Annotated in this window: 16 protein-coding genes and 2 pseudogenes; 10 read left to right on the forward strand and 8 right to left on the reverse strand. The window is 72.2% G+C overall.

Annotated features, from left to right (window positions below; all coding sequences use genetic code 11):
- The first annotated feature begins 152 nt into the window (after positions 1–152).
- From JF597_RS01825 to JF597_RS01830, 3 genes and pseudogenes are all read left to right on the forward strand, one after another.
- A complete protein-coding gene (locus JF597_RS01825; RefSeq protein WP_293987640.1) occupies positions 153–4,436 on the forward strand; it encodes a hypothetical protein in 4,284 nt (1,427 codons plus the stop codon).
- A gap of 232 nt (positions 4,437–4,668) precedes the next feature.
- The gene (locus tag JF597_RS55420) at positions 4,669–4,857 is read left to right on the forward strand and encodes a helix-turn-helix domain-containing protein (protein WP_366916367.1); all 189 of its coding nucleotides are present in this window, start codon (positions 4,669–4,671) and stop codon (positions 4,855–4,857) included.
- Positions 4,782–5,123: pseudogene (locus JF597_RS01830) on the forward strand (cytochrome P450); the annotation flags it as partial. The gene JF597_RS55420 and the pseudogene JF597_RS01830, both read left to right, overlap by 76 nt.
- Positions 5,124–5,160: 37 nt before the next feature.
- On the opposite strand, the gene JF597_RS01835 reads toward JF597_RS01830, so the two are convergent.
- The gene (locus JF597_RS01835; RefSeq protein WP_293987642.1) at positions 5,161–6,171 is read right to left on the reverse strand and encodes a Gfo/Idh/MocA family oxidoreductase; all 1,011 of its coding nucleotides are present in this window, start codon (positions 6,169–6,171) and stop codon (positions 5,161–5,163) included.
- A gap of 130 nt (positions 6,172–6,301) precedes the next feature.
- On the opposite strand from JF597_RS01835, the gene JF597_RS01840 reads away from it, so the two are divergent.
- The 5 genes from JF597_RS01840 (at position 6,302) to JF597_RS01860 (ending at position 13,879) form a co-directional block, all read left to right on the forward strand.
- Positions 6,302–7,039, forward strand: a complete 738-nt coding sequence (locus JF597_RS01840) for a GntR family transcriptional regulator (RefSeq protein WP_293987679.1) — start codon at positions 6,302–6,304, stop codon at positions 7,037–7,039.
- Between the two features lie 166 nt (positions 7,040–7,205).
- Positions 7,206–8,351 (forward strand): ROK family glucokinase, encoded by a 1,146-nt coding sequence (locus JF597_RS01845; RefSeq protein ID WP_293987645.1) that lies wholly within the window; start codon positions 7,206–7,208, stop codon positions 8,349–8,351.
- A complete protein-coding gene (locus JF597_RS01850; protein WP_293987648.1) occupies positions 8,348–8,929 on the forward strand; it encodes a sugar kinase in 582 nt (193 codons plus the stop codon). Before JF597_RS01845 ends, JF597_RS01850 begins: the two co-directional genes overlap by 4 nt.
- Positions 8,930–9,026: 97 nt before the next feature.
- Positions 9,027–11,834 (forward strand): DEAD/DEAH box helicase, encoded by a 2,808-nt coding sequence (locus tag JF597_RS01855; protein ID WP_293987651.1) that lies wholly within the window; start codon positions 9,027–9,029, stop codon positions 11,832–11,834.
- Positions 11,831–13,879 (forward strand): SWIM zinc finger family protein, encoded by a 2,049-nt coding sequence (locus JF597_RS01860; protein ID WP_293987653.1) that lies wholly within the window; start codon positions 11,831–11,833, stop codon positions 13,877–13,879. The genes JF597_RS01855 and JF597_RS01860 overlap by 4 nt, the downstream gene beginning before the upstream one ends.
- Positions 13,880–14,204: 325 nt before the next feature.
- Here JF597_RS01860 and JF597_RS01865 read toward each other — a convergent pair whose 3' ends face one another.
- The gene (locus JF597_RS01865) at positions 14,205–14,633 is read right to left on the reverse strand and encodes an OsmC family protein (RefSeq protein ID WP_293987656.1); all 429 of its coding nucleotides are present in this window, start codon (positions 14,631–14,633) and stop codon (positions 14,205–14,207) included.
- A gap of 45 nt (positions 14,634–14,678) precedes the next feature.
- Positions 14,679–15,413 (reverse strand): hypothetical protein, encoded by a 735-nt coding sequence (locus JF597_RS01870; RefSeq protein WP_293987659.1) that lies wholly within the window; start codon positions 15,411–15,413, stop codon positions 14,679–14,681.
- A 45-nt stretch (positions 15,414–15,458) separates the two neighbouring features.
- Between JF597_RS01870 and JF597_RS01875 the strand changes: the two are divergent.
- Together JF597_RS01875 and JF597_RS01880 are read left to right on the forward strand one after the other, a co-directional pair.
- A pseudogene (locus tag JF597_RS01875) lies at positions 15,459–16,111 on the forward strand (zinc-binding dehydrogenase); the annotation flags it as partial.
- 60 nt (positions 16,112–16,171) lie between these two features.
- A complete protein-coding gene (locus JF597_RS01880; RefSeq protein ID WP_293987661.1) occupies positions 16,172–17,710 on the forward strand; it encodes a CYTH and CHAD domain-containing protein in 1,539 nt (512 codons plus the stop codon).
- Positions 17,711–17,770: 60 nt separating this feature from the next.
- Here the strand turns inward: JF597_RS01880 and JF597_RS01885 are convergent, their stop codons facing one another.
- The 5 genes from JF597_RS01885 to JF597_RS01905 all read right to left on the reverse strand — a co-directional run.
- Complete coding sequence (locus tag JF597_RS01885; RefSeq protein WP_293987664.1) at positions 17,771–18,091, reverse strand: DUF3040 domain-containing protein; 321 nt, start codon at positions 18,089–18,091, stop codon at positions 17,771–17,773.
- Between the two features lie 155 nt (positions 18,092–18,246).
- Positions 18,247–18,510 carry a DUF5133 domain-containing protein gene (locus JF597_RS01890; protein ID WP_293987667.1) on the reverse strand — a complete coding sequence of 88 codons (264 nt, stop codon included), beginning with the start codon at positions 18,508–18,510 and terminating at the stop codon, positions 18,247–18,249.
- 75 nt (positions 18,511–18,585) lie between these two features.
- Positions 18,586–18,777, reverse strand: coding sequence for a hypothetical protein (locus tag JF597_RS01895; RefSeq protein WP_293987670.1), 192 nt, complete (start codon positions 18,775–18,777; stop codon positions 18,586–18,588).
- Positions 18,778–18,871: 94 nt separating this feature from the next.
- The gene (locus JF597_RS01900; protein WP_293987673.1) at positions 18,872–19,888 is read right to left on the reverse strand and encodes an SDR family oxidoreductase; all 1,017 of its coding nucleotides are present in this window, start codon (positions 19,886–19,888) and stop codon (positions 18,872–18,874) included.
- A gap of 148 nt (positions 19,889–20,036) precedes the next feature.
- On the reverse strand, positions 20,037–20,792 hold a 756-nt coding region (locus tag JF597_RS01905), incomplete at its 5' end, for a SigB/SigF/SigG family RNA polymerase sigma factor (protein WP_293987676.1).

The following is a 20,792-nucleotide window of genomic DNA, read 5'->3' on the forward strand; positions in this document are numbered from 1 at the left end:
GGCAGGGCTGGGATGGCGGGCAGGGCTGGGATGGCGGGCAGGGCTGGGATGGCGGGCAGGGCTGGGATGGCGGGCAGGGCTGGGACGGCGGGCAGGGCCTCGACGGCGGGCAGGGCTGGGACGGTCGGGAGGGTTGGGAGGGTGGGCAGGGGGTGGGGGATGCCGGGTTGGGTGGTGGGCCGTTCGGGGTGGTGGGGGAGGTGAGGGATGCGCGCTTGGGGGATGGGTTGTGGGGGGGCGCGGACTTCGGTCAGGCCGGCGAAACAGGCCACGGGAACGGCGAGGACGGCGGGGAAGGCCTCGACGGCGAGGACGGCGAGGAGGGCGGGGAGGGTGCGGGGGGCCTGGATGGCGATGGGCTGCTGGAGCGGGCGCGGCAGCTTTTGTGGAGGGGAGAGGGCGAGCCCGCGAGTGATGTGGTCTGGTCGGAGGCCACGGTGAAGTTGCCGTCGGGCGGCGAGCTGACTCTCGGAGCCAAGGAACACAGGGGGTTTGTGGTGATTGGGCTTATGACGCCGGAGGGAGGTTATGTGCCGGATTCAAAGACCATCGCCGCAAAAATCAGCGAGACCTCCGGCGAGAAAACGACACAAGTAGCGGTCCGCTCCTTAGTGAATACGCTGACGCAAAAGTGTTTGCTGATCCAGCATGACAAGGGGGGACCGCGTTATCTGAGCATCGATGGCCGGAAGGAGTTCCGGCGGCTTGTGGGTGGGCTCGTAGCCAGGTGGAGTATCGGTGAGGCGGGCAGCTCGATCCGTGCATCCGAAGACGCTGATCTGCTCCGGGTCGTTTGGAACGTGAGGCAACGCACGGGCCAGTTGGTGAGGGCAGATGACATCCACACGAGCTTTCATCGGGCCACGAAGTACAAACGGCTGACGGACCTGGCGAAAAGGGGCTTTCTGGGCAGAGATGATCGCCAGGGGTATAGGTATCGGCTGGGGCATGCGGGCCGGCTGGTGCTCGAGCCGCCGGTGGACGCGGCTGCCGGGCCGGCCGGCGGGAATCCGGGGGAAGCTGAGCGTGCCCTGCCGGGCGGAGCTGCGGGCGCCCGGGCGGCCCTCCCAGGGCTCCCGGACGGCGCGCACGAGGTGCTGCTGGCCATATCGTCCTATTTCTCTGACCCCGCCAATGAAGGCAAGCTGCCGCAAATCGAGGACATCGAGAAGGGAACTGGATATTCCGGAGTGAAGATTGAACGCCTCCTGTCCGAGCTCATGGCGGGGGAATACGAGTACGTGATCCGTGAGGATAGAGGGCACAGGTATTGGGTGACCGAGGCCGGTTTGGTTGCGATCATGCTGAATGCGGGTGTGGGCGGCGAGGTGCTTGGGGGGCCCGGGTTGCCGGCGGGTGAGCTTGCTGTGGATGGGGTGAGTCTTGGTGCAGGGCGCGGGGAGGCTGGTGGGGTGGAGGGAGGTTTGTTGGGGGGTGAGTCTTTGGGCGTAAGGGCGACTGGTGAGCTGTTCGGGGTGGTTCCGGATGCGGGGGATGCGCGCTCGGGGGGTGGGTTGCTGGCGTCTGCGGACTCCGGACAGGCCGACGGAACGGGCCGGGGAGACGGCCTCGACAGCGGGGAGGACGGCGGGGAGGGTGTGGAGGGTTCGGGAGATGGGCTGTTGGATCGGGCGCGGCGGCTTTTGTGGGGTGGGGAGGATGTGCCGGCGCGTCATGTGGACTGGAAGGACGTCGAGGTGGTGTTGCCGTCGGCGGACGGCGAGCCGGCTGGGCCGTCCGGCCGCCCGGCCGACAGGATTTACAGACTCAGTCCCACGGAGCACCAAGTGTTTGTGGTTATTGGGCTTCTTGCGTCGGTGGCGGTGGGAGGCTATGTGCCGACTGCAAAGACCATCGCCGAAAAAATCGACATCGAAAAGGCCTCCAACGATGAAAAGTTTATAGCTGCGGCCCACGCTGCTGTGTCTAGGCTGGCGAATAAGGAACTGCTGAAGAGGGTAACGTTTGGAGTGCTTATTGTGAGCAGCGACGGCCGGAAGGTGTTCCGGCAGCTTGTGCGTTGGCTCCTTGGCGAGCCGAGTTCCGATGAGCCGGACGGAAGCCTCGATGAGCCGGACGGAAGTCTCGATGAGTCGGGCAGTTTGATAATTAAACGCGACGAGCGTGATCTGGTCCGGGCCGTTTGGAATGTGCAGCAACGTACGGGCCAGTTGGTGAAGGCAGAGGAAATCAGCACAAACCTTCATGAGGTCACGCTGAGGGGACGGCTGGCCAGTCTGGCGAAAAGGGGCTTTCTGGGCAGAGATGATCGCTCGAGGTATAGGTATCGGCTGGGGCATGCGGGCCGGCTGGTGCTCGAGCCGCCGGTGGACGCGGCTGCCGGGCCGGCCGGCGGGAATCCGGGGGAAGCCCAGCGTGCCCTGCCGGGCGGAGCTGTGGGCGCCCGGGCGGTCCTCGCAGAACTCAATGACGAACAGTTTATGGTGCTGCAGGCCATATGGTCCTATTCCTCTGACCATGCAGAAGAAGGCAAGCTGCCGCAGGTGGCGGAAATCGTGGAGGCAACTGGATTTAAGGATAAGGAGGTGTCCCGCCTGCTGTCCAAGCTCATGGCGGGGGAATACGAGTACGTGATCCGTGAGGATGGAGGGTTCAGGTATTGGGTGGCTGAGGCTGGTTTGGTTGCGCTGAGGCTGGATGCGGGTGCGGGCGGTGAGGTGGTTGGGGGGTTGGGGTTGCCGGTGGGTGAGCTTGCTGTGGGTGGGTCGAGTCTTGGTGTGGGGGGTGGTGGGTGGAGTTCGGAGGGCGGGGAGGGTGTGGGGGCGGCGGGGGATGAACTGTTTGATCGGGCGCGGCGGCTTCTGTGGGGCGGGGAGGGTGTGCAGGCGCGTCATGTGGTCTGGGAGTCCGCAAGGGTGATGTTGTCGTCGGCGGGTGCGGCGGGCGAGTCGGCTGGGTCGTCCCGCCGCCCGGCCGACAAGACTTACGGCCTCGGTCCCACGGAGCACCGGGTGTTTGTGGTTCTTGGGCTTTCGACGCTGGAGGGAGGCATTGTGCCTAGCTCGAAGGTCATCGTCGACGAAATGAAGAAGACCTCTGGCCAGAAAACGACCCAAGGAGTGGTTGCCACCCTTGTGAATAGATTGGGCAAGAAGAAATTGCTCGAACGCAAATCGAGGGGAGGGTATGTTCTGGCCAGCGATGGCCGGGAGGTGCTCGGGCGGCTTGTGCGTGACCTCGTTGCTAAGTGGAGTCTCAGTGAGGTGGGCAGCTCGAGCCTTGAACCCGCCGAGCGTGATCTGCTCCAGATCGTTTGGGACACGAGCCAACGGACAGGCCGGTTGGTGAGGGCAGGGGACATCGGTGCGATTCATCATCTGGAGAAACGGCTGATAGGGCTGACGGCACGGGGGCTCCTGGGCTGCGACGATCGCGAGGGGCCTAGGTATCGGCTGGGTGACGCGGGTCGGCTGGTGCTCGGGGCGCATGTGGACGCGGCTGCTGGGCCGGCCGGCGGGAGGCAGGGGGGAGCTGGGCGTGCGCTGTCGGGCGGGGCTGCGGGTGCCCGGGCGGTCCTCCCGGAACTCAATGACGAAGAGTTTATGGTGCTGCAGGCCATATGGTCCTATTCCTCTGACCATGCCGAAGAAGGCAAGCTGCCGCAGGTGGAGGAAATCGTGGAGAAAACCGGATTCCTAAAAGAGAGGATGCCCGACATCCTGTCGGGCCTTCTGGCGAGGGAATACGAGTACGTGATTCGTGAAGGCCAGGGCTTCAGGTTTTGGGTGACTGAGGCTGGTTTGTTGGCGTTGGATGCGGGTGTGGGCGAGGTGGTTGAGGGGTTGGGGTTGCCGGTGGGTGGGCTTGCTGTGGATGGGTCGAGTTTTGGTGTGGGTGGTGGTGGGTGGGATTCGGGGGGCGGGGAGGCAGGTGGGGTGGAGGTTGGTTTGTTGGGGGGTGGGTCTTTGGGGGTGGGGGGCGGGTCGTTCGGGGGGGTTCCGGATGCGGGGGATGTGCGGTTTGAGGGGTGGGGTGGGGGGTTCGTGCCGGGTGGGGTGGGGTTGCCTGGTGGGGGGCCGGTGGGGCCGGTGGGGGAGTGGTTTGCTGTTCCGGGGGGAAGTGGCCGGGGTGGGGGGGAGGTGGTTGAGGTGCCGCGTGAGTGGATGATGTGGGCGAGTGAGGTGTACGGGGAGGTTTCCGGGGTGGGGCTGGAGCGGGATGCGGGGGCGTGGGTGGGGGAGTGGTATTGGGCGGATGTGGCGAGTGTGGCGCGGGCGGGGATGGTGGCCGATCGTGGCGTGCAGGTTGGGCAACGCTCGGGGACGGGGCATGTGGAGGCGGTGCGGGGTGTGATGCAGGAGCAGGCGCGTGTTCTTGCCGTTGAGCGGTGGAACGGGGCCGGGGCCGGGGGCGGTGGTCCGGCTGATGTCCGTGGTTATGGTGGACTGGCCGGTCCTGGTTCGGAGTTTCGTTAGCTGAAGGTGTGGGTGGACGGTGCTGCGTCGGAGGCTGGTGGGTGAGCGTCGCCGTGTGTTCCCCGGGGTGCTGCTCTCTGCCTGGCAGCGCCTGCCGCGCAGCCGGCGCCATCTGCCTGAATTATCCTCGCCCACCGCGGAGTGCCCACTTCGAGGCGCCCGGCCCTCGGTGACGTCGGCGGTTCTCTGGCCACCACCGGTGTGCTCTGATGGGGCTTCGGATGTTTCGCATGTGACTCAGGAGGCGCAGAGCCGACAGCAGGGTGAGCGGTTGGCCGAGAGGTACTTGGTGGTGCGGGAATTGGTCGACGGTTTGCCGATCATGGAGGTTGCCCAGCGGTACGGGATCTCGCGGCATACCGGTACGCCGCCGAGCCACTGGAGATCGCCGGCACCGCCATCGGCCCGGGCGAGTCCGTGATGATCAGCCTGGCCGGCGCCGACCGCGACGGTGACCGCTACCCCGAGCCCGACCGGTTCGACATCCGCCGAGACCACCGCGGCCACCTCGCCTTCGGCCACGGCATCCACTACTGCCTGGGCGCGCCGCTGGCCCGGCTGGAGGGCCGGACCGCCCTGCGCACCCTCCTTCGGCGCGCCCCGCACCTCGCCCTGGACGGCCCGCACGGCGAGTGGCTGCCGGGCACCCTGATGCGAGGAGTACGCAGCCTCCCGGTGCGCTGGTAGCCGCACGCCGCGCCAGGCAGGCAGCAGGCCGGGCAGGTCAGGCCGGCCGGTCCGGGATCTCCGCGAGCGGCACCGGTCTGCGCTCGCGCCGGGAGATCTCGCAGGCCTCCGCGATCCGCAGCGCCTGCAGCGCCTCGCGCCCGTCGCAGGGGTTGGCCAGCTGCCCCCGCACCACGTCGACGAAGGCGCACAGCTCGGCCTCGTAGGCGGGCCCGAACCGCTCCAGGAAGCCGGGCCACGGCTTGTCCGCGGGCGGCGGCCCGGTCGGCTCGGTCGAGGCCACCGGCGTACGGTCGTCCAGGCCGACCACCACGGTGTCCCGCTCGCCGGCCAGCTCCATCCGCACGTCGTACCCGGCGCCGTTCAGCCGCGTCGCCGTCGCCGTGGCCAGCGTGCCGTCGTCCAGGGTGAGCACCGCCGCGCCGGTGTCGACGTCACCGGCCTCGCGGAACATCGCGGGCCCCGCGTCCGAGCCGGTCGCGTACGCGTCCACGACCTCGCGGCCGGTCACCCAGCGCAGCACGTCGAAGTCGTGGATCAGCGTGTCCCGGAACAGCCCGCCGGACAGCGGCAGCCACTCCGGCGGCGGCGGGGACTGGTCGGAGGTCAGCGCCCGTACGGTGTGCAGCCGACCGAGCCGGCCCGAGCGCACCGCCTCCCGGGCACCGGCGTACCCCTTGTCGAAGCGCCGCTGGAAGCCCATCTGCAGCACGGTCCCGGCCTTCTCCACCTCCGCCAGGGCCTGCAGCGTGCCCGGCAGGTCGAGGGCGATGGGTTTCTCGCAGAAGACCGGCAGTCCGGAGCGGGCGGCCCGGCCGATCAGGTCGGCGTGGGCCGAGGTCGCGGCGGTGATCACCACGGCGTCCACACCCCACTTGAAGATCTCGTCCGTCCCGGGCGCCGCAGTCTCCCCGAGCCGGTGTGCCAGATCCTGGGCCCGCTGGGGATCCACGTCCGTGAGGATCAGCGATCCGACCTCGCGATTACGGCTGAGCGTGTTCGCGTGAATGGTGCCGATGCGGCCCGTCCCGATGACCCCGATGCGCATGGGAACAAGGTGCTGGTGCACCCCGCGCGCTGTCAATCCGTATGTCCGGACAATCGAACTACACGACTTCCCGTCAACCCGTCACGGGGATACGCTCGGCCCCGTGCCCAAACCAGATGTGGACCCGACCGTGACGCTCGACCTCAGTGTGGACCGGAGCTCCCCGGTCCCGTTGTACTTCCAGCTCGCCCAGCAGCTGGAAGCGGCGATCGAGCACGGCTCGCTCACCCCCGGCAGCCTGCTGGGCAACGAGATCGAGCTCGCCGGACGGCTCGGGCTGTCCCGGCCGACGGTCCGCCAGGCCATCCAGTCCCTCGTGGACAAGGGCCTGCTCGTCCGGCGCCGGGGCGTCGGCACCCAGGTCGTGCACAGCCAGGTCAAGCGCCCGCTGGAACTGAGCAGCCTCTACGACGACCTGGAGTCGGCCGGCCAGCGCCCGGCGACGAAGGTGCTGGTCAACACCGTCGTCCCGGCGTCCGCCGAGGTCGCGGCCGCGCTCGGGGTGGCCGAGGGCACCGAGGTGCACCGCATCGAACGCCTGCGGCTGGCGCACGGCGAGCCCATGGCGTACCTGACGAACTACCTGCCCCCCGGCCTGCTCGACCTGGACACCGCCCAGCTGGAGGCGACCGGCCTGTACCGCCTGATGCGGACCGTCGGGATCACCCTGCACAGCGCCCGCCAGTCCATCGGCGCCCGCGGCGCCACGGCCGCCGAGGCGGACCGGCTCGCGGAGCCGGAGAACGCCCCGCTGCTCACCATGCAGCGCACCACGTACGACGACACCGGCCGCGCCGTCGAGTTCGGCGACCACATCTACCGCCCGACCCGCTACTCCTTCGAGTTCCAGCTGCTCGTGCGGTCCTGAGGGCGCCGGCGTCCTGGTTCTAATGTCCGGACAATGTGGCCGTCGGGGTCGGTGGTCTCGTGGAGGAGTACTGCAACGCCCCGGAAAGGGTCGCGGGGGGTCCCCCGCCGAAGGCTTATCTCCCCCGAACGGCACCGCACGCACGCGTACGGCAGAATCGAGCCCGATGAGCACCTACCGCGACCTCACCGCCCCCATCGGCTCCCGCCGCGCCCCGGTCCTGCGCACCGTCGGCACCAGGGAGCGCCGGTCCCACCTGACGGCCCCCCGCGTGCCGACGGTCGGCATCGACATCGGCGGCACCAAGGTCATGGCGGGCGTCGTGGACGCCGACGGCAACATCCTGGAGAAGCTCCGCACGGAGACCCCGGACAAGTCCAAGAGCCCCAAGGTCGTCGAGGACACGATCGTCGAACTGGTCCTCGACCTGTCCGACCGGCACGACGTGCACGCCGTGGGCATCGGCGCCGCCGGCTGGGTCGACGCCGACCGCAACCGCGTGCTGTTCGCCCCCCACCTGTCCTGGCGGAACGAACCGCTGCGCGACCGCCTCTCCGGCCGGCTCTCGGTCCCCGTCCTCGTCGACAACGACGCCAACACCGCGGCCTGGGCGGAGTGGCGGTTCGGCGCCGGCCGCGGCGAGGACCACCTGGTCATGATCACGCTCGGCACCGGCATCGGCGGCGCGATCCTGGAGGACGGCCAGGTCAAGCGCGGCAAGTACGGCGTCGCCGGCGAATTCGGCCACATGCAGGTGGTGCCCGGCGGCCACCGCTGCCCGTGCGGCAACCGGGGCTGCTGGGAGCAGTACAGCTCGGGCAACGCGCTGGTCCGCGAGGCCAAGGAGCTGGCCGCCGCCGACTCCCCGGTGGCCTACGGGATCATCGAGCACGTCAAGGGCAACATCGACGAGATCTCCGGCCCGATGATCACCGAGCTGGCCCGCGAGGGCGACGCGATGTGCGTCGAACTGCTCCAGGACATCGGCCAGTGGCTCGGCGTCGGCATCGCCAACCTCGCCGCCGCCCTCGACCCCTCCTGCTTCGTGATCGGCGGTGGCGTCAGCGCCGCCGACGACCTGCTCATCGGCCCCGCGCGGGACGCGTTCAAGCGCCAGCTGACCGGCCGCGGCTACCGCCCCGAGGCCCGGATCGCCCGCGCCCAGCTGGGCCCCGAGGCCGGCATGGTCGGCGCCGCCGACCTCGCCCGCCTGGTCGCCCGCCGGTTCCGGCGCGCCAAGCGGCGCCGGGTCGAGCGGTACGAGCGCTACGAGCGGTTCGCGGAGGCCCGCCGTACCCGGGACACCGCATGACCGCTTCGCTGCCCCGTCAGGCCGCGTCCCCGGAGGAACCGCGGCGCCCGCCCGAGACCCCGGGGCACAAGGCCAGGCGCCGGGCGCTGACGTTGCTCATCATCGTGCTGCTCATCGGGGTCCCGGCCGGCTATCTGGTGATCTCCGCCGCCCAGAGCCGCAACAGCGGCAAGGACAAGGAGTCCAAGTACTCGGCGACCGGCCTCACCGCGGGCTGGCCCTCCAAGGTGCAGCGACGCCTCTACCAGGTGCCGGTCCCGCACCCGGCCGACCGGATCGCGTACTACGAGACGAACAACTGGAAGACCAGCCGTCTTTACGTCCAGTTCCGCACCAACAGCGCCGGACTGGACAGCTTCCTGGAGGGCATGGGCGTCAACCGGGACGCGCTCAGGAAGAACGACATCAGCATCAGCTCCCGCGACCAGAAGATCAGCGGCTGGAAGTTCACCGTCCCCGGGACCTGGTCGGGCCTGACGCACAAGCAGAAGAACCCGGCGCCCACCCAGGACGTGGTGGTGAACACCGCCGACCCGAACTACCCGATGATCTACGTCGTCTCGCGCACCGTGCCGTGAGCCGCCGCCCCGGCCGGTCGCCGGGGCCGACTGTCAGACCCCGCCCGTACAGTCGAAGACGTCTGATCCGACAGGTGGGCGGGAGGTGGCAGAACGTATGAGCGGCACGACGGCGGAGGGCGCGGGCGTACCGGTGCGCCTGGCCGCGGTCTACCTGCCCGCCGACCTTCCCCGGCAGGGCCGGATGGCCTTCTGGGACCCCGAGGGGGACCCGCTGCCCGGCCCCGCGACCGAGGAGCTCACGGTCGTACGACGGCACGGCGCCACCGGTGTCCGCCGCCGGCAGGTGCCCGCGCTCACCCTGCCGCTCGCCGCCGCCCTCCCGTATCTCGTCCGGGCCCGCCGCGACCCGGCCGCCCACCCCGCCACCGCCTGCTGGGGTGCCGCCGCCCTGCACGCGCTGCGGCTCGCCGCCCGCGGCCGGCTGCTGCCCGGCCTCACCCCGGCCGGACACGACGCCTGGCGGGCCGGCCCCCTGGAGCCCGCCGACATCGCCCACCTGCGCGCGGTCGCCGACGCCCTGCCGGCCGAGGGCCACGCCGTCCCGCTGCCCGGCCCCGGCCCGCTCCTGCTGCCCCAGCCGGAGGCGCTGGTCCGCTCCTTCCTCGACGCGGTCGCCGACACCCTGCCCCGCACCCCGGCCGCCCCGCACACCGCGGGGAGGGCCTTCGCCGCCCGTGAAGCCCAGCGGCTGCCCGACGCCCGGGAGTGGGCCGCCGAGGTCGCGGCCGGCATGGACGCGGGCGTCCGGATCTCGCTGCGCCTGGACCTGTCGGCGTACGACCTGTTCGACGACGGCGAGGGCGCGCACCGCGCGGGAGCGGCGATCGTCCAGGTGCACAGCCTGGCCGACCCGACCCTGGTGACCGACGCGGCGGCGCTGTGGTCGGGGGCGTCCGACGCCGCCTTCGGCCCCCGCGCGCGCGTGGACGCGGCGCTGGCCGTGCGGCGTGCCGCGCGGGTGTGGCCGCCGCTGGCCCGCCTCGCGGACGAGGACGTCCCGGACGTCCTCGCGCTCTCCGAGGAGGAGCTCGGACAGCTGCTCGGGGTGGCGGCGACCAGGCTCGCGGCGGCCGGGGTCGCGGTGCACTGGCCCCGGGACCTGGCCCAGGACCTGACCGCGGCGGCCGTGGTGCGGCCCGCCCCCGGCTCGGCCACCGACGGAACCGGCTTCTTCGAGAGCGAGGAACTGCTCCAGTTCCGCTGGCAGCTGGCGCTCGGCGGTGATCCGCTGAGCGACGCCGAGATGGACGCCCTCGCGGAGGCCCACCGCCCGGTCGTACGGCTGCGGGACCGCTGGGTGCTCGTCGACCCGGCCCTCGTCCGCAAGGCGCGCAGGCGCGAACTCGGCCTGCTCGACCCGGTCGACGCGCTCTCCGTCGCGCTCACCGGCGAGGCCGAGGTGGACGGCGAGCGGGTCGAGGCGGTCCCCGTCGGCGTCCTCGCGGCCCTGCGCGACCGACTCACCGCCGGCGTCCAGCCGGCCGAGCCGCCCGCCGGCCTGCACGCCACCCTGCGCGACTACCAGCTGCGGGGCCTGGCCTGGCTCGACCTGATGACCGCCCTCGGCCTCGGCGGCTGCCTCGCCGACGACATGGGCCTCGGCAAGACGATCACCGTCATCGCCCTGCACCTCAAGCGGGCCCGCACCGAGCCGACCCTGGTGGTCTGCCCGGCCTCGCTGCTCGGCAACTGGCAGCGGGAGATCGCCCGGTTCGCGCCCGGCGTCCCGGTCCGCCGCTTCCACGGCCCGGACCGCACCCTCGACGGTCTCGGCGGCGGCTTCGTCCTCACCACGTACGGCACCATGCGCGCCACCGCGAGCACCCTCGCCGAACAGCCCTGGGGCATGGTCGTCGCCGACGAGGCACAGCACGTCAAGAACCCCTACTCGGCGACCGCGAAAGCCCTGCGCACCATCCCGACCCCCGCGCGCGTGGCCCTCACCGGCACCCCCGTGGAGAACAACCTCTCCGAGCTCTGGGCCCTCCTCGACTGGACCACCCCCGGCCTCCTCGGCCCCCTCAAGTCCTTCCGCGCCCGGCACGCGCGCGCCGTCGAGAACGGCGAGGACGAACAGGCGGTGGCCCGGCTGGCCCGCCTGGTCCGTCCCTTCCTCCTGCGCCGCAAGAAGTCCGACCCCGGGATCGTCCCGGAGCTCCCGCCCAAGACGGAGACCGACCACCCCGTCCCGCTCACCCGCGAGCAGGCCGCGCTGTACGAGGCGGTGGTGCGCGAGTCGCTGCTCGCCATCGAGACGGCGGACGGCATCGCGCGCCGAGGTCTGGTGCTCAAGCTCCTCGGCGCCCTGAAGCAGATCTGCGACCACCCTGGGCTGTATCTGAAGGAGGAGTCCCGCATCGAGGGCCTGGCCGCCCGCTCCGGCAAGCTCACCCTGCTCGACGAGCTGCTGGACACCGTGCTCGCCGAGGACGGGTCGGTGCTCGTCTTCACGCAGTACGTCGGCATGGCCCGCATGATCACCGCACACCTCGAGGCCCGCGCGGTCCCCGTCGACCTGCTGCACGGGGGCACCCCGGTGCCTGAGCGGGAGCGCATGGTCGACCGCTTCCAGAGCGGCGCGACCCCGGTCCTCGTCCTCTCCCTGAAGGCCGCGGGCACCGGCCTCAACCTCACCCGGGCCGGCCATGTCGTCCACTTCGACCGCTGGTGGAACCCGGCAGTGGAGGAACAGGCCACCGACCGCGCGTACCGCATCGGCCAGACCCAGCCGGTCCAGGTGCACCGCCTGGTCACCGAGGGCACCGTCGAGGACCGCATCGCGGAGATGCTGGAGGCGAAGCGGGCCCTCGCCGACGCGATCCTCGGCTCCGGCGAGGCCGCCCTGACCGAGCTGACCGACCGCGAGCTGTCCGACCTGGTGTCGTTGCGGAGGACGTCATGAGCGGCGCGGGCGAAGAGCGGCCGGGGGATGCGGCACGACGCGCGTTGCGGGCGGCGCGGGGGCGCGAGGCGGAGACCGGGGCCGACGCGGTGGCCCCGGGCGGGGGAGAGGGCGAACGGGCGGAGCGGGTGCCGCGGCCGGGGGACGCCGCGCGTCGGGCGCTGCGGGTGGCCGCCGCCGCGAAGGAGGCCGAGAGGCGGGATGCCGAGCCCGAGCCCGAGGCCCAGGCCCAGGCCGAAGCGGGTGCGGTTGCGGAGCAGGCCGATCAGGCCGAGCGGACCGACCGGGCCGAGCAGGCCGAGCGGACCGACCGGGCCGACAGCGGCGCGTCGGCTCCCGGCCGGCCGGGCGGCCGTCCCGGTGACGTCGCGCGGGAGGCGCTGCGTGCTGCGCGCGCGGAGGCGAGGCGGGCCGAGGAAGCGGCTGCGGCGGAGGCTTCGGAACAGCCTCCGGTCCGCCCGGTACGGCGACGGCCCTTGCCCTCGCCGTCGCCCCCGGCGTCCATGGCTCGCGGTCGCACCGCCCGTGACCTGAAGCAGTTCCTGGCGACCGCGTTCCGGATGCCGAGGGACGAGTCCGAGCCGAACCCTCCCGAGCCGAACACTCCTGAGCCCGAGCCGAACACTCCTGAGCCCGAGCCGAACCCTCCCGACCCCGTGCCGGAGTCCGAGCCCGCGCGCGTGGCCGTAGCCATGCCCGAGCCCGCCCCGGGCACGCCTGAGCCCCACCCCGCTGTGACCGCCACCGCCCACCCGGAGCCGGCCCCTCGTCTCCCGCGCACCATGGCCACCCCCCACCGCGACACCGAACTCCGCCGTACCTTCCCGCCCCTCCCGTCCCGGCTCTCCGCCTCCGCCCCTGCCTCCGACTTCGCCGAGACCTGGTGGGGCAACGCCTGGGTGCGGGCGCTGGAAGAGGGCGCGCTGGACGTGCAGCGGCTGGTGCGCGGGCGGGGTTACGCGGAGCGCGGGCACGTGGACGCCATCACCGTGACCCCGGGGCTGGTCCTGGCGTACGTGCAGGGCAGCCGCCCCCGGCCGTACCGCGTGCAGGTGCGGCTGCGGACCTTCGGCGAGGACGAGTGGGAGCGGCTGCTGGAGGCCGCCGCCGACCGGCCCGCCGACATCGCCGCGCTGCTCGACAAGGAGCTGCCGCAGACCCTCGCCGACAGCGGGGTCCCGTTGCTGCCGGGGCCCGGTGAGCTGGATCCCCGGTGCAGCTGCCCCGACTTCGGGCACCCCTGCAAGCACGCGGCCGCCCTCTGCTACCAGACCGCGCGGCTGCTGGACGCCGACCCGTTCGTGCTGCTCCTGCTGCGCGGCCGCGGGGAGCGCGAGGTGCTGGACGCGCTGTCCCGGCGCAACGCCGCCCGCGCGGCCCGGGAGCGGCAGCCGGCCGCACTGCCGGGCGTCCGGGCCACCGAGGCCCTCGCGCCGCGTCGACTCCCGCCGCTGCCGCCTCCGTTGCCGGCGCCGGCGCACCCCGAGCAGCCGCCGGTGTATCCGGGGGTGCCCGGCGGCCCGGACCCGTTCGCGCTGGACCAGCTGGCCACCGACGCGGCGGCCCGTGCCCACGCCCTGCTCACCACCGGACACGACCCGGTCGGTGAACTGACCCTCTGGCAGGACGCGGTGCGGCTCGCCGCGGCCCGCCCCGGTTCCGGCCTGACCGCGTCCACCCGCGCCCTCTACGCCACGCTCGCGGACGCGGTGGGCCGTACCCCGGGCGACCTGGCGCGCGCGGTCGCCGCCTGGCGGCAGGGCGGCCTGGAGGGGCTGGCCGTACTGGAGGAGCCCTGGGACCCGCCGGCCGGCCGCTTCGACCGGGCCCGGCCGCTGCTGCTCGCCGCCGACCTCCCGGCCTTCCGGCCGTGGCGCAACCACCTCACCCACCCGGGCGGCCACCTCCAGCTCCGCTTCGGCCGCGACGGGCTGTGGTACGCCTACGAATCGGAGCCGGGCCACGACGACTGGTGGCCCAGAGGCACCCCCGACCTCGACCCGGTGGGCGCGCTGACCGGTCTCGGCGCCTCGGACGACCTCTAGCCGGACCGGGAGGCCGCCCGTGCAGAGGACGGACGTGTCCGGGTGGGCGGCGAGGCCGTGGGCCCCTCGTGAGCCTGAGCCCCGGCGGCGCACAGTGAACCACGGCGCGAAGTCCCACCTTCCTGGGGGCGCGGGGAACTGCGCGAACACCCCCGCGGCGCCGCAGTGAACCGTCGGCGCACCCCCATCGGGGAGGCTCCGGCGGCCGCTGCCTCGGCATGTTCGGTCGAGCCCCGTTCGGGCCCGGCGGCGCTCGGCCACCTGACGGTGCCGACCTCCGGCTGACGGCAGACGCACGACGACGCTCCCGACCCGGCGACGGGCCTCAGACGTCCTCGACCGACACGGTGACCGGCGTTCCCGCCTCGACCGTGCGGCTGACCGTGCACAGCCGGTCGTGCGAGACGGCGACCGCCCGCGGCAGGATCGTGCGGGCGCGGTCGCCGGCCGCGCCCTCCGGGAAGGTGACGGAGAAGGCGACCGCGAGGTCCGCCATCCGGTTGCCGTCCTCGTCGCTCACCTTGTGGCCGCTGACGGTGACGGTGAACCCGGTCGGCTCCGCGTGGCGGCTCGTGGACACGTCGACGTCCGCCGCCGTGCAGCCCCCGATCGCGGCGAGCAGCAGTTCGACCGGGGTGAACCCGGTGCCGTCGCCGGTGCCGAAGGCGATCGTGCCGCCGCGGGCGTTCGTGGCGGTGAAAAGGCCGGTGCCGGTGCGCTCGACCGTGACGAGGCGCAAGGAGTCTTCGCTCATGGGGACGAACCTAAGGCAGCCCGGCCGCCGGTGCCGTCACCGCCGTCACTGGAGGATGTTGACGGCCCGCGCCACCACCAGGACCACCGTCACCAGGGAGACCGAGGACTGCAGCATCATCAGCATCTTGGCCCAGTGCGACAACGGCATCACGTCGGTCGGGCTGAACGCCGTGGAGTTGGTGAAGGACAGGTACAGGTAGTCGAGAAAGGCCGGCTCCCAGTCCTGCGGCGCGGTCTCCGGACTCTGCATCTGCACGAAGAGGAAGTCCGCGTACTGGTGCCGGCCGAGGACCCGGGCCATCGGCCCGCCGCGGTCCCACTCCCAGTACCAGAGGGCGAAGACGATGACGTTCGTCAGCCAGATGCCCCCGCCGATCAGCAGCAGCGGCCCGGCGTCACGCCCCTCGGTGCCGTCCACGAGCCCCACCACCAGCCGGACCGCCGCCCAGCCGTTGGCCAGGCTGATCACCCCCATCAGCACCAGTCCCAGCAGCCGCAGCCACCGGGTGCGGGGCTCGACCCGCCGGGGGTTGCCGGCGATGACGCCGGCCAGCAGCACCATCTCCAGGACCGGCAGGGCCCAGTACGGCTGGAAGGTGAGCCGGTGCGGCAGCATCAGCTGCAGGGCGATCGCCACCAGTATCACGGCGGTCACCGCCCACCGCGGCTCGCCCTGTGTCGCCCTGCGCCACGCGGGCACCACGTCGTGCTCGCCGCTCTCCAGCAGCCCCTCGATCCTGGCCAGCCGGTTCTCCGCATCGGACATTCGGTCGCTCATGCCCATGATTGTCCCGAGCCCCCGACCGATCCACGACCGGCTCGGCCGCCCGGCGGATCGCTCACCGTGCTCGGGCTCGGCCCGATCGGCGACATGGCCACCCGCGTCGCCCAGCACCGGGGCGCCGGGCTGGTCATCGGTGTGGCCCTCGTGAACGAACGCCTCGACCGGGCCTCCGCGCGCGGGGTGACCTGCCTGGATCTGCGCCGGCACGAGAAGGACCTCGGGGACGCGGTGCGCGAACTGACCGACGGGCGCGGCACCGACGCGGTGATCGACGCGGTCGGAATGGAGGCGCACGGCAGCCACGTGACCAAGGCCGCCCAGTGGGCGACGGGACTGCTGCCCGACGCGCTGGCCCAGCCGCTCATGGAGAAGGCGGCCGTGGACCGGCTCGGCGCGCTGTACGCGGCGATCGACCTCGTGCGGCGCGGCGGCACCGTCTCGCTCTCCGGGGTGTACGGCGGGGCCATGGGCCCCCTGCCGCTGCTGCGCATGTTCGACAAGCAGCTCCAGTTCCGGATGGGCCAGGCGAACGTGTTGCCCTGGGTGAGATCCTCCCCCTGCTCACCGACGGCGACCCCCTCGGCGTGGACGGCTTCGCCGCCCACCACCTGCCCCTGGAGGAGGCGCCACGGGCGTACGCGGACTTCCAGGCCAAGCGTGACGGCATGATCAAAACCCTGCTGCAGCCCTGACGGACCGTCGGACCCGGGCCGGCGATGTTTGTCCGGGGCCCAGGCGTGTACGCGCAGGACATGACCGACACGAAGCAGGAAACAGAGCGAAAGTACGACGCACCGTCGCCCGACACCACGGCATGGCTGCCCGACCTCACCGGGGTGGGCGGCATCGTGTCCGTCGTGGATCAGGGCACGGAGACGCTGGACGCCGTGTACTACGACACGGACGACCTGCGCCTGGCCGGTTCCTCGGCCGCCCTCAGGCGGAGGACGGGCGGAAGCGACGCGGGCTGGCACCTCAAACTGCCGCTGTCCGGGGACAGCCGGGAAGAGGTAACGGCCCCGCTGTCCGACGGCCCTCCGGACTCGCTGCGCGAGCTGGCCCTTTCCCGTACCCGTGGAGCGGACGTGCGGCCGGTCGTCCGGATCCGCACCACCCGTGGCGTACGGCGGCTCGTCGGTTCCGGGAACGCCGTCCTCGCCGAGCTGAGCATCGACGCGGTACGCGCCGAGTCCCTGCGTGCCCCCGGCACGCTGGCCTCCTGGACCGAGATGGAGGTCGAACTCGCACCGGACACCGACCCGGTGCTTCTGGACCTCGTGGACAAGACGCTGCGCAAGAGCGGCGTGGACCGTTCGCACGCTCCGTCCAAGTTCGCCCGGGCTCTGGCGGAGACGATGGCGGGAGCGCCCCGTCTGCCGGACCGGCGTGCCGGCGAGACCGTGGCGCCGGGCTCGGCCGGCGAAGCCGTCCTCGGCCATGTGGAAGGCCTGATCGGCACCCTGGTGAACCTGGACCCCGCGGTACGGCGTGACGTGCCCGACTCGGTGCACAGGATGCGCGTCGCCTGCCGGCGGCTGCGCAGCGTCCTGCGCTCCTACCGGTCCGTCCTCGACCGCGCGGTCACCGATCCCGTCCGCGGGGAACTCAAGTGGCTGGGAGACGAACTGGGCGCGGAACGCGACCAGGAGGTGCTCCGGGAGCGGCTGCGTACGAGGATCGACGCGCTGCCCGCGGAACTGCTCTTCGGCCCCGTCGCCGCCCGGCTGCAGGTGTGGGACCTCAACAACAGCTCCGAGGCCCGCCGGCGCACCCTCGACGCCCTGAACTCACCCCGCTACCTGGCCCTTCTGGACTCTCTGGCGGCGCTGACGGAACAGCCCCCGCTGCGTGGCAAGGCCGACCGGAAGCCGGAGAAGGTCATGGCCAAGGCCGTCCTCAAGGAATACGACCGTCTCGCCGGCCGGGTTTCCCACGGGCTGGAACTTCCGCCGGGGCCGGAACGTGACACGGCACTCCACAACGCCCGCAAGGCGGCCAAGAAGACGCGGTACGCGACGGAGCCGGCCCGCGACGCACTCGGCAAACCGGCCAAGCGCCTGGGCAAGCGCGTCAAGGCGCTCCAGAAGGTGCTCGGCGACCATCAGGACAGCGTCGTGGCCCGGGACGCCCTGCGCAGGATGACCTTGGCGGCCCACGCGGCCGGCGAACCCTCCTTCGTCTGGGGCCTGTTGTACGGACAGGAGTGGGCCGACGCCGACCGGCGGGAACGGGAGCTGCCGACGGTGTGGGCCGATGCCACGCGGCGCGATCCGCGGAAGACGCTCAACTAGACCCCCCTCGCCGGGAACACCGGCGGGCGCCCCCTCGTGGCGCCGCCGGTTTCCGCGGTTTCACGGCCGGGTCCTGGTGCGTTCCTCGGCGACGGCCGCGCGGCGCAGCATCCGGAAGGCCAGCAGGACGGTGACGGGCCACAGCGCAACGAGGCACCACAGGACGGCCAGGTCGGAGGTGAGTATCCCGGTCACGAGCAGGAGCAGTGACACGCAGGTCAGCGCGGCGACCGACACGGGCAGCCGTGCCGGCCGCGAGACCGGGTGGCGCATCCGTCGGACGAGACGTCGGTCCTGGCGAAGTCCCGCCTCGATACCCCACAGGGCGAGACGCTCGTGCGGCGACAGCGCGACGCCGTCGGGGTCGTTTCGGCTTTCCACGGTGACTACCTCATTCGTCCGGCGCGGGGCACGGGACTCCGCCCCGGCCGACGCGGGAGTCCTGCGTGCTGGTGGCGGGCCGAGTTCCCCGCACAGGCCGACCGACGCCTCCCGCCGGCCGCCGGAACGCCCGGCGGCCGGTGCGGCGTCCGGGTTCAGGCGACCAGGGTCTGCCCGGCCTGGTCCCGACCCGCCCCGGGGCGACGGACCGACGCGTCCGACCGGCCTTCGGCCAGGAGCCGGTCCGCCTCCGCGAGGGCGTCCTTGATGTCGCATGTCCCCGTGGCGACGCACAGCGTGTACGCGGTGTCCTGGACGACGCGCCGCCGCGCGGCCGTGTCGGCTTCGAGCATCCGTACACACGCTTCCGCATAGCGCGCCAGCAGCGCCCGCAGCGTCTGCGGAGGGGGAGTGATCATGCGAAGGGACTCCTTGTCGTCGGGCAACTGGTTTCCCGGGTGTCCGGCCACGCAGCATTCATGCGCGAGCACGGATCATTCGCCCTTCGCGTCCTCCTGGGCGTCGGGGTCGGGTGTGATCCCGTCGCCGCTCTCCCCGCGGCGCCGGTCCGTCTCCTCGCGGTGGCGCGGGTCGGTCTCGGCTTCCTCGAACTCCTCCAGGACCTCTTCCGCGGCGGTCCGGGCGGGACGGGAGCGGTCGTGCTGCGGGTCGTCGTCGCGGGGCATGGTCTCTCCTCGGGTCGGTCGGCATGGGTGGCGCCTGGCCGGCGGCACCGCACAGGGCCGGCCCGGCGGGCTCGGTGGTCCGGTCGTGGTGAGGTCAGGCCTGGTGCCGCTCCGCAGCGGTGCGGTGGCGTTCGTTGTAGGCACGGGCGGCCCGGTCGTTCAGCGCGCTGCCCACGGAACGCAGGCGTTCCCCGAGCGTGCGGGGGGTCGCCGGTTCGACGTCGATGCCCGGACGCAGTTCCGGTTCGCCTTCCGCGGTCGGCAGCAGCGCGGTCGTCGCGTGGCTGATCCGGGCGGTGAGCGCCGGGGCGAGGCCGTGGGCCTTGTCGGCGACGCGGGCGGCGGGGGTGAGCACCAGACGGACCCGGCGGCGCTGGACGGCCGTGACGATGCGATCGGCCGCGCGGCGGGCGTCCATCGACAGCAGCGGGGTGCCGGCGAGAGCGGAGAACCAGGCGAACTCGCGGCGCCGGTCACCGCCGAACACGGCGTGCAGATGCGAGCCGGTGCGCATCAGGCCCGGATGCACGGCGGTCACGGACACGCCGTCGCGCGCCGCCTCCGCGTACAGCCCCTCGGCCAGGGCCCCCACGGCGGCCTTGGCGCACGAGTACGGCAGCAGATGGGGCACGGCGAGCAGACCGCCCACCGAGCCGATCAGAGCCAGCCGTCCGCCGGCCCGGCTCTGGCGCAGGTAGGGGAGTGCCTCGAGGCTGGTGTTCAGCGCGCCCTGGAAGATCGCGCCCATCGCGTCGTCGAATCCGGACGTGCCGACGGTCTCGGCTGGTGCGACCTGGATGATGCCGGCGTTGGCGACGACCACGTCGACGCCCCCGCGGTCCGCCGCCGTCCGGTGGAAGAGATCGGCCAGGGCCTTTCTGTCCCGCACGTCGGTCACGGCGGTGCGGACGGAGCCTTCGGGATGCCGCTGCCGAAGCAGCTCCTCGGCCCGCCCGAGTTCGGCGGCGTCCCGCGCGACGAGCGTGACCCGGCAGCCGCGGTCCGTCAACTCGTCGGCGATGAGGAGACCGAGACCGCGGGAGCCGCCGGTGACCACGGCGGACAGGCCGTGAAGGGATTCGGACGCCCGGAAGGGCAGTGGTGTCGGCATGGCTGTGCCTCCCTGTCGTCGAAGCCCGGGGGAGGGGCGAAGTGCGGCCCCGATGGGACGGCCGGCCGTGGGGATCACTGAGTACCCGTCCTGCGGACGGACACTCCGCCGCCGGCGCGTCCGCGGAGGGCGGGCTCGGGGGGAGGCGTCATCGACGGAGGGCTTCCGCGCGGACGCGGGCGCAGCTGCGGCTGATGAGGCGGGAGACGTGCATCTGGGAGATGCCCAGCTTGTCGGCGATCCGGCTCTGGGTCATGTCCTCGAAGAAGCGCATGTAGAGGATGGCCCGCTCCCGCTCGGGCAGCCTGCGCAGCCCCTCCTTGGCCGCCTCCCGGTCGACGACCACGTCGTAGGAGCCGTCGGTCTCCCCGAGGGTGTCGGCGAGGCTGTAGCCGTCCTCGCCCGTGGACAGTTCGGCGTCCAGGGACAGGGTGCTGAAGCTCTCCAGGGCCTCCAGGCCGGCGCTGACCTCGTCCTCGGTCAGCCCGGTGTGGGCGGCGAGGTCCGCGATGGTGGGCTCGGCGGAGCCGGGATTCTGGGTGAGTTCGCGGCGGGCCACCCGGACCCGGTTGCGCAGTTCCTGCACCCGGCGCGGTACGCGCAGCGCCCACATCCGGTCCCGGAAGTGCCGCTTGACCTCACCGGTGATGGTGGGCACCGCGTAGCTCTCGAAGGCGCCGCGCGAGGGGTCGTACCGGTCGACGGCCTTGACCAGCCCGAGGGCCGCGACCTGACGCAGGTCCTCGACGGACTCGCCGCGGTCGCGGAAGCGGCCGGCGATGCGGTGGGCCATGGGCAGCCAGGCGGCGACCAGTTCGTCGCGCAGCGCGTCCCGCTCCGGGCCCTCCTCCAGAGCCGCGAGACGGCTGAAGAGGGCCGCCGTGTCGGGGGCGTCGTCATGGGT

The sequence above is a fragment of the Streptomyces sp. genome (genome assembly GCF_019510245.1).
Classification (GTDB): domain Bacteria; phylum Actinomycetota; class Actinomycetes; order Streptomycetales; family Streptomycetaceae; genus Streptomyces.

What these genes read in the sequence shown, in the direction of transcription:
- JF597_RS01870 (WP_293987659.1), bottom strand. Translation starts at nt 15,413, where the DNA reads ATGAGCGACCGAATGTCCGATGCGGAGAACCGGCTGGCCAGGATCGAG.
- JF597_RS01850 (WP_293987648.1), top strand. Translation starts at nt 8,348, where the DNA reads ATGACCGCTTCGCTGCCCCGTCAGGCCGCGTCCCCGGAGGAACCGCGG.
- JF597_RS01860 (WP_293987653.1), top strand. Translation starts at nt 11,831, where the DNA reads ATGAGCGGCGCGGGCGAAGAGCGGCCGGGGGATGCGGCACGACGCGCG.
- JF597_RS01880 (WP_293987661.1), top strand. Translation starts at nt 16,172, where the DNA reads ATGACCGACACGAAGCAGGAAACAGAGCGAAAGTACGACGCACCGTCG.
- JF597_RS01865 (WP_293987656.1), bottom strand. Translation starts at nt 14,633, where the DNA reads ATGAGCGAAGACTCCTTGCGCCTCGTCACGGTCGAGCGCACCGGCACC.
- JF597_RS01835 (WP_293987642.1), bottom strand. Translation starts at nt 6,171, where the DNA reads ATGCGCATCGGGGTCATCGGGACGGGCCGCATCGGCACCATTCACGCG.
- JF597_RS01900 (WP_293987673.1), bottom strand. Translation starts at nt 19,888, where the DNA reads ATGCCGACACCACTGCCCTTCCGGGCGTCCGAATCCCTTCACGGCCTG.
- JF597_RS01855 (WP_293987651.1), top strand. Translation starts at nt 9,027, where the DNA reads ATGAGCGGCACGACGGCGGAGGGCGCGGGCGTACCGGTGCGCCTGGCC.
- JF597_RS01895 (WP_293987670.1), bottom strand. Translation starts at nt 18,777, where the DNA reads ATGCCCCGCGACGACGACCCGCAGCACGACCGCTCCCGTCCCGCCCGG.
- JF597_RS01890 (WP_293987667.1), bottom strand. Translation starts at nt 18,510, where the DNA reads ATGATCACTCCCCCTCCGCAGACGCTGCGGGCGCTGCTGGCGCGCTAT.
- JF597_RS01845 (WP_293987645.1), top strand. Translation starts at nt 7,206, where the DNA reads ATGAGCACCTACCGCGACCTCACCGCCCCCATCGGCTCCCGCCGCGCC.